Origin of the sequence: Pseudoroseomonas cervicalis ATCC 49957 (assembly GCF_000164635.1) — a bacterium.
In the GTDB taxonomy this organism is placed as follows: Bacteria; Pseudomonadota; Alphaproteobacteria; order Acetobacterales; family Acetobacteraceae; genus Pseudoroseomonas; species Pseudoroseomonas cervicalis.
Genome location: NZ_GG770777.1, coordinates 1138199 through 1145351 on the forward strand (window position 1 = coordinate 1138199; position 7153 = coordinate 1145351).

General features: G+C 69.6%; 4 protein-coding genes and 1 pseudogene. 1 reads left to right on the forward strand and 4 read right to left on the reverse strand.

Features of this window, described 5'->3' with window-relative positions:
* Nucleotides 1-183 (reverse strand): annotated as a pseudogene (locus tag HMPREF0731_RS24975) (thiol reductant ABC exporter subunit CydD); the annotation flags it as partial.
* A 164-nt stretch (nt 184-347) separates the two neighbouring features.
* Between HMPREF0731_RS24975 and HMPREF0731_RS04950 the strand changes: the two are divergent.
* On the forward strand, nt 348-1238 hold the full coding sequence (locus tag HMPREF0731_RS04950) for a polysaccharide deacetylase family protein (RefSeq protein ID WP_007002936.1): 891 nt from the start codon (nt 348-350) through the stop codon (nt 1236-1238).
* Nucleotides 1239-1280: 42 nt separating this feature from the next.
* Here HMPREF0731_RS04950 and fzlA read toward each other — a convergent pair whose 3' ends face one another.
* The 3 genes from fzlA to HMPREF0731_RS04965 all read right to left on the reverse strand — a co-directional run.
* The gene (gene fzlA / locus HMPREF0731_RS04955) at nt 1281-1949 is read right to left on the reverse strand and encodes an FtsZ-binding protein FzlA (RefSeq protein WP_040611926.1); all 669 of its coding nucleotides are present in this window, start codon (nt 1947-1949) and stop codon (nt 1281-1283) included.
* A gap of 177 nt (nt 1950-2126) precedes the next feature.
* Nucleotides 2127-6665, reverse strand: a complete 4539-nt coding sequence (gltB, locus tag HMPREF0731_RS04960; RefSeq protein ID WP_007002938.1) for a glutamate synthase large subunit — start codon at nt 6663-6665, stop codon at nt 2127-2129.
* A gap of 59 nt (nt 6666-6724) precedes the next feature.
* Nucleotides 6725-7153 (reverse strand): DUF2059 domain-containing protein (locus HMPREF0731_RS04965; RefSeq protein ID WP_007002939.1); only part of this gene is annotated, 429 nt, incomplete at its 5' end.

Here is a 7153-nt window from a genome sequence, read left to right on the forward strand (position 1 = left end):
CGGCGTGCCATGGCCGAGCAGCGCGGCCAGCAGGCGCGCCATGAACCAGGCCTGGGCCAGGCCGCAGGCGACCGAGGCGAGGCCGAGCAGGATGGGGCGGGCCAGCCGCGCCCGACCCTCTCGCGCGGTGGCGGAGAGCAGGGCGCGGGCCGCCGCCGCCTCGGCCGGGGGTGGCTTGGACATGGGTGCGCTTCTTAGCGGTTTTTCTGTGTCGCGGGAACCGCGCAGCAACCTGGCCTGAGGCTTGCTATCGCCCGCACGACCCGAATCTCCCGCCGCGCCCAACGGCGGGCGGAGCAACGCGCCCCGCTGCAAGGCGGCCCCGCGCCAGGATGGAGAGAACGCCAATGCTGCCGACCCATGGCCGATACGCCTACAACCCCTGGCCGAGCCGGCCCGCCTATGGCTGGCCGATGGGCACCAAGCTGGCGGTCTATGTTGGCGTCAACCTGGAGCATTTCGCCTTCGGCGAGGGCCTCGGCATGTCGCTGGCCCCGGGCGGCCCGCAGCCGGACGTGCTGAACTATGCCTGGCGCGACTATGGCAACCGCGTCGGCGCCTGGCGGCTGCTGGAGCTGCTGGACGAGCTGAAGCTGCCCGCCACCGTGCTGCTGAACAGCGCCATGTACGACCACGCGCCGGAGCTGGTGGCGGCGCACCGCAAGCGCGGCGACGAGATCGCCGGCCATGGCCGCACCAACAGCGAGCGGCAATCGCTGATGCCGGAGGCGGAGGAGCGCGCGCTGATCGAGGCGGCGACCGCCGCCATCGCCGCCGCCGAGGGCAAGCCGCCCACCGGCTGGCTCTCCCCCTGGATCGCCGAGACGCTGCAAACCCCCGACCTGCTGGTCGAGGCCGGCTACCGCTACACGCTGAACTGGTGCGCCGACGACCAGCCGATCTGGATGCAGACGCGCGCCGGGCGGCTGCTCGCCATCCCCTACCCGCAGGAGGTCAACGACATCCCGGCCATCGGCGCGCGCAAGGACACCGCCCAGACCTTCGCCGACATGATCGTGGCGGATTTCGAGGAACGCCGGCGGCAGACCCGCCATGACGGCAAGCCGCAGGTCATGGGCATCGCCCTGCACCCCTACATCGTCGGCCAGCCCTACCGGCTGCGGGCGCTGCGCGGGGCGCTGGCGCATATCGCGGACCAGCGCGACGCGGTCTGGCTGACCACGGCCGGGCAGATCTGCGACCATGTCCACACCATGCCGGAGGGGCTGGTGCCCTGACGCCGCCGGCGGGGCGGCGGCGCGTCCCCGCCGCCCGGGCGGTCAGAAATCGAGGTCGGCGTAGTGGGGCGGCGGGTTCACGCCGCTGACCCGGTCGGCCAGCAGCGGGCGGAAGGCCGGGCGCGACTTCACCCGCGCGTACCAGTCCTTGGCGGCGTCGTTCAGCGACCAGTCGAGATCGCCGATATAGTCCAGCGCCGAGAGCTGCGCCGCCGCCGCCAGGTCGGCCAGCGACAGGGCGTTGCCGGCCAGCCACAGCCGCGTCTCCGCCAGCCAGCCCAGATAGTCGAGATGCGGCTTGAGGTTGGCATAGCCCGCGCGCAGCGTCGCGCCATCCGGGTTGCCGCGGCCGAGCAGGCGCTTCCACTGCTTCTCGACCAGCAGGTTCTCGGTCACCTCGCGGGCGAACTTGCCGTCGAACCAGGCGACCAGACGGCGCACCTCGGCCCGCTCGCCCAGGGTGCGGCCGAGCAGCGGCAGGTCGGGATAGGCCTCGTCCAGGTATTCGCAGATGGCGTAGCTGTCCGCCAGCGCCAGCCCGTTCTCCTCGACCAGCAGCGGCACGGTGCCGGCCGGGTTCATCTCCAGGAATTCCTCCCGCCTTTCCCACACCCGCTCGATGCGCAACTCGAAGGGGATGCGCTTCTCGGCCAGGACGAGGCGCACCTTGCGCGAAAAGGGGCAGAGGGGCTGGTGGTAGAGAATTCTCATGCGCGCTGCCGGGACCATGAAGAGAGGGGGGCGCTTATCGCATGCAGGCCCCGGCAGGGCTAGGCAAGCGCCCCCCAAGTTTTTTTCACCCGGCGGACAGGCGGTGGCCAGGAAGCGTGAGCCTGGCAGCGAAAAGCCCTGGCGGGGAAGGGCTGGAGGCCCCTCCCCGCCCGGTGGTCACTCGGCGGCGATGGCGAGATCCTCCATCGGCTGCGGCAGATACCGAGAAAATTCCTTGGGCACGACGTGCCAGAAATGCTCGCGCTCCGACGCCCAGTCATTCAGCAGCCGCGCCGCGTGGCGGGAACCGGTCTCGGCCGCGTGGCGACCGATCAGCCCCTGCAGGAAGCCCTCCCAATGGGCGGAGGAGAGGCGCTTCCACAGCAGCGTGTCCGGGTTCAGCCGCTGCTCGAAGCTGCCATCGCGGTCATAGATGAAGGCCTGGCCGCCGGTGAAGCCGGCGCCGAAATTGTCGCCGACACTGCCCAGGATGACCACCACGCCGCCGGTCATGTATTCGCAGCCATTGGCGCCCACACCCTCGACCACCGCGGTGGCACCCGAGTTGCGCACCGCGAAGCGCTCGCCCGCCTGGCCGGCGGCGAAGAACTCGCCCGAGGTCGCGCCATAGAGGCAGGTGTTGCCGACGATGGCGTTCTCGTTCCAGACCAGCGGCGAGGAGGGCGCCGGCCGCACCACGATGCTGCCCCCCGAGAGGCCCTTGCCGACATAGTCATTGGCGTCGCCCAGCACCTCGAGCTTCAGCCCGCGCACCGCGAAGGCGCCCAGCGACTGGCCGGCCGAGCCGCGCAGCCGCACCGTCAGATGGCCCTGCTGCAGCCCGTCCATGCCGAATTTGCGGACGATCTTGCTGCTGATCTTGGTGCCGATGGCGCGGTGCGTGTTGCGGATGTTGTAGGCGAGCTGCATCTTCTCGCCCCGCTCGAACAGCGCCGCGGCGTCGCGGATCATGTCGGCGTCCAGCGTCTCCGGCACCTCGTTGCGGCCCTCCAGCGTGCAGTAGCGCGGGAAGGGGCCGGCATCGGCCTGCACCAGCAGCGGGTTGAGGTCGAGATCGTCCAGATCCTCGGCGCCACGGCTGACCTGCTTGAGGTACTCGGTGCGGCCGATCACCTCCTCCAGCTTGCGGAAGCCGAGCCCGGCCAGGATCTCGCGGATCTCCTCGGCGATGAAGGAGAAGAGGTTGATCACCTTCTCCGGGCTGCCCTCGAACTTCTTCCGCAGCTCCTCATCCTGGGTGCAGACGCCGACGGGGCAAGTGTTGCTGTGGCACTGCCGCACCATGATGCAGCCCATGGCGACGAGCGAGGCGGTGCCGATGCCGAATTCCTCGGCGCCCAGCATGGCGGCGATCACCACGTCGCGGCCGGTCTTGAGGCCGCCATCGGTGCGCAGCTTCACCCGGTGGCGCAGCCGGTTCAGCAGCAGCACCTGATGCGCCTCGGACAGCCCCATCTCCCAGGGCAGGCCGGCATATTTGATCGAGGAGACCGGCGAGGCGCCGGTGCCGCCCGAATGGCCGGAGACCAGGATGGCATCCGCCTTGGCCTTGGCCACGCCGGCGGCGATGGTGCCGATGCCGGAGCGCGACACCAGCTTCACGCAGACGCTCGCCTCGGGGTTGATCTGCTTCAGGTCGTAGATGAGCTGCGCCAGATCCTCGATCGAGTAGATGTCGTGATGCGGCGGCGGGGAGATCAGCGTCACCCCCGGCGTCGCGTGGCGCAGTTTCGCGATGATGCCGCTGACCTTGAAGCCGGGCAGCTGGCCGCCCTCGCCGGGCTTGGCGCCCTGGGCGACCTTGATCTCGATCTCGCGGCAATTGTTCAGGTATTCGGCGGTGACGCCGAACCGGCCGGAGGCGATCTGCTTGATGGCCGAATTGGCGTTGTCGCCATTGGCGCGGGGACGCGCGCGCGCCGGATCCTCGCCGCCCTCGCCGCTGTCGCTGCGGGCGCCGATGCGGTTCATGGCGATGGAGAGCGTCTCATGCGCCTCGGGGCTCAGCGCGCCGAGCGAGATGCCGGGCGCGATCAGGCGCTTGCGGATCTCGGTGATGCTCTCGACCTCCTCGATGGCGATCGGCTTGCGCGCCTCGGCGCGGAAATCCAGCAGGTCGCGCAGCGCCACGGGCGGCAGCTTGCGCACCGCCTCGGAATAGCGCTTGAAGGTCTGGTAGCTGTCGGTCTCCACCGCGTTCTGCAGCAGGTGGATCAGGCTGCCATCGAAGGCATGCGCCTCGCCCCGGCGGCGCAGCTTGTAGAGCCCGCCCACCGGCAGCACGGCGGCGTCGCCGCCCCAGGCCTTGCGGTGCATGTCGAGCACGCGCCGCGCGATGCCCGAAAGGCCGATGCCCGAGATGCGCGACTGCGTGCCGGGGAAGAACTCGGCGACCAGCGCGCGGGACAGGCCGATCGCCTCGAAATTCATGCCGCCGCGATAGGAGGACAGCACCGAGATGCCGATCTTCGACATGATCTTGAGCAGCCCCTTGTCCACCGCCTTGCGGTAGGAGGCCACGCAATCCTTCAGCGATTTCTGGCCGAACAGGCCGCGGCGGTGCCGCTCGGCGATGCTCTCCTGCGCCAGATAGGCGTTCACCGTGGTGGCACCGGCGCCGATCAGCACGGCGAAATAGTGCACATCCATGCATTCGCCGGCCCGCACATTCAGGCTGGTGAAGGTGCGGAGCGAATGGCGCACCAGATGCGTGTGCACGGCGCCGACCGCCAGGATCATCGGGATGGCGGCGCGCTCCGGCCCCTGCGCCTCATCGGTCAGGATGACATGGGCGCAGCCCGAGCGCACACCCTCCTCCGCCTCGCGCCGGATTCTCTCAAGCGCACGGCGCAGGCCGGCCTCACCCTCGGCAACCGCGAAGGTGCAATCCACCTCGCAGGCGGTGTCGCCCATATAGCCGCGCATCGCCGCGAATTCGGCGTTGGACAGCACCGGGCTGTCCAGCATCAGCATGTCGCACTGGGTCGGATCCTCGTCGAGGATGTTGCCCAGATTGCCCAGCCGCGTCTTGATCGTCATCACCCGCGTCTCGCGCAAGGAGTCGATCGGCGGGTTGGTGACCTGCGCGAAGCTCTGGCGGAAGTAATGGTGCAGGCCGCGATACTGGCCGGACAGCACGGCGATCGGCGTGTCGTCGCCCATGCTGCCGATGGCCTCGGCCGCTTCCTCCGCCATCGGGTGCAGGATGGTCTCCAGCTCCTCCAGCGTGAAGCCCATGGCGAGCTGGCGGCGGCGCAGTTCCTCCCCCGTCACCGTGGGGCTCTCATCCACATCGGCGCGCACGATGTCGTCGATGCGGGTGGTGCGGTTGACCCAGTCGCCGAAGGGGTGGCGCGCGGCCAGCAGGTCCTTCAGCTCGGTGTCGCCGAAGAAGCGCGGCGCCTCCAGGTCGACAGCGATGCACTGGCCGGGGCCGACGCGGCCCTTGGCGATGATGTCGCTCTCGGCCAGCTTCACCATGCCGGTCTCGGAGCCGACGATCAGCAGCTTGTTGCTGGTGATGTTGTAGCGGATCGGGCGCAGCCCGTTGCGGTCGAGGCCGGCGATGCACCAGCGGCCATCGGTGGCGCAGACGGCGGCCGGCCCGTCCCAGGGCTCCATCACCGCGTTGCAGTACATGAACAGGTCGCGATGCGCCTCGGGCATCGTCGCGTTGCTGCCGATGCTCTCGGGGATCAGCATGGCCTTGGCCATCGGCGCGTCGCGCCCGCCGCGCACCAGCAGCTCGAACACGTTGTCGAGCGTCGCGGTGTCGGAGCCGCCGGCCTGCACCACCGGCTTGATGTCGTCCATGTAGGGGTCGAGCAGCGCATGGGCCAGGCGCGTCTCGTGGCTCTTCATCCAGTTGATGTTGCCATGGACGGTGTTGATCTCGCCGTTATGGGCGAGCATGCGGAAGGGCTGCGCCAGGCGCCAGGTCGGGAAGGTGTTGGTCGAATAGCGCTGGTGGTAGATGGCGAAGCGGCTGACGAAACGCTCGTCCAGCAGGTCCGGGTAGAAGTCGGTCAAATTCTCCGCCAGGAACATGCCCTTGTAGATGATCGAGCGGGCGGAGAGGCTGCACAGATACAGCTCCGGCACCTGGGCGGCGAGCGCCTGCTTCTCGATGCGGCGGCGGATGACGTAGAGGTCGCGCTCCATCGTCGCGATGTCGCGCTGCTCGGCGTCGAAGATCAGGATCTGCTCGATCTCGGGCCGCGTCGCATTGGCCTTCTCGCCGATGCAGGAGACGTCGATCGGCACCTGCCGCCAGCCATAGATGCTGTAGCCGGCATTCAGGATCTCGGTCTCGACGATCTGGCGGCAGCGTTCCTGCGCGCTGAGGTCGGTCTTGGGCAGGAAGACCTGGCCCACCGCGATGCGGCCCGGGCGCAGCCGGTCACCACCACGCTCGACGACTTCCGCGAAGAAATCCTGCGGGATCTCGATATGGATGCCGGCGCCGTCGCCGGTCTTGCCATCGGCATCCACGGCGCCGCGGTGCCACACCGCCTTCAGCGCGTCGATGCCGGCCTGCACCACGTCGCGGCGCGGCTTGCCGTCCAGCGCGGCGACCAGGCCGACGCCGCAGGCATCATGCTCGGTGGTGTCGAGATGCGCCGCGCCGGTCAGCAATGCGTTGTTGCGGCGGTAGCTTTCGGCGAAGGCGGCACCGGTCTCGGGCAGGTTGCGCATGGTGCGATCCCTCTGGTCGCGGCCGGGCCGGGGAGCCCGGGGGAGGTTTTCGGTTCGGTTCAGATACGCAGGCCGCGGGCGCGCAGCGCCTCGCGATGTTTCTGGATGGCGTCGAGCCCGACCTGCTGGCCCCAGCGCGCGCCGAATTCCATGGTCTCGGCGGTGACGGCGGCCGTGGCCTCGCGCAGCCGCTGGCCGAGCGGCGAGCGGTAGAATTCGGCCAGCGCGCGCAGATCGGCGGCGCTCAGATGCCCGGCCCAGGAGGTGGCCATGGCCTCGCCCAGCTCCGGCAGGCGGGCGCGGAATTCCGGCATCAGCACCGTGTCGAAGATCTCGATGACGCGCGCCACCGGCTGGCCGCTCTGCTGGGCGACGCCGGCGGCCATCTGGTGCAGCGTCTGCTGCATGGCGGCCTCGGCCTGCTGCAGCGCGCCATTGGCCTCCAGCAGGTCGCGCGCCGCGGCGACCGCCGCGTCGCGCTCGGGGCC

What these genes read in the sequence shown, in the direction of transcription:
- gltB (WP_007002938.1), bottom strand. Translation starts at nt 6,665, where the DNA reads ATGCGCAACCTGCCCGAGACCGGTGCCGCCTTCGCCGAAAGCTACCGC.
- HMPREF0731_RS04950 (WP_007002936.1), top strand. Translation starts at nt 348, where the DNA reads ATGCTGCCGACCCATGGCCGATACGCCTACAACCCCTGGCCGAGCCGG.
- fzlA (WP_040611926.1), bottom strand. Translation starts at nt 1,949, where the DNA reads ATGAGAATTCTCTACCACCAGCCCCTCTGCCCCTTTTCGCGCAAGGTG.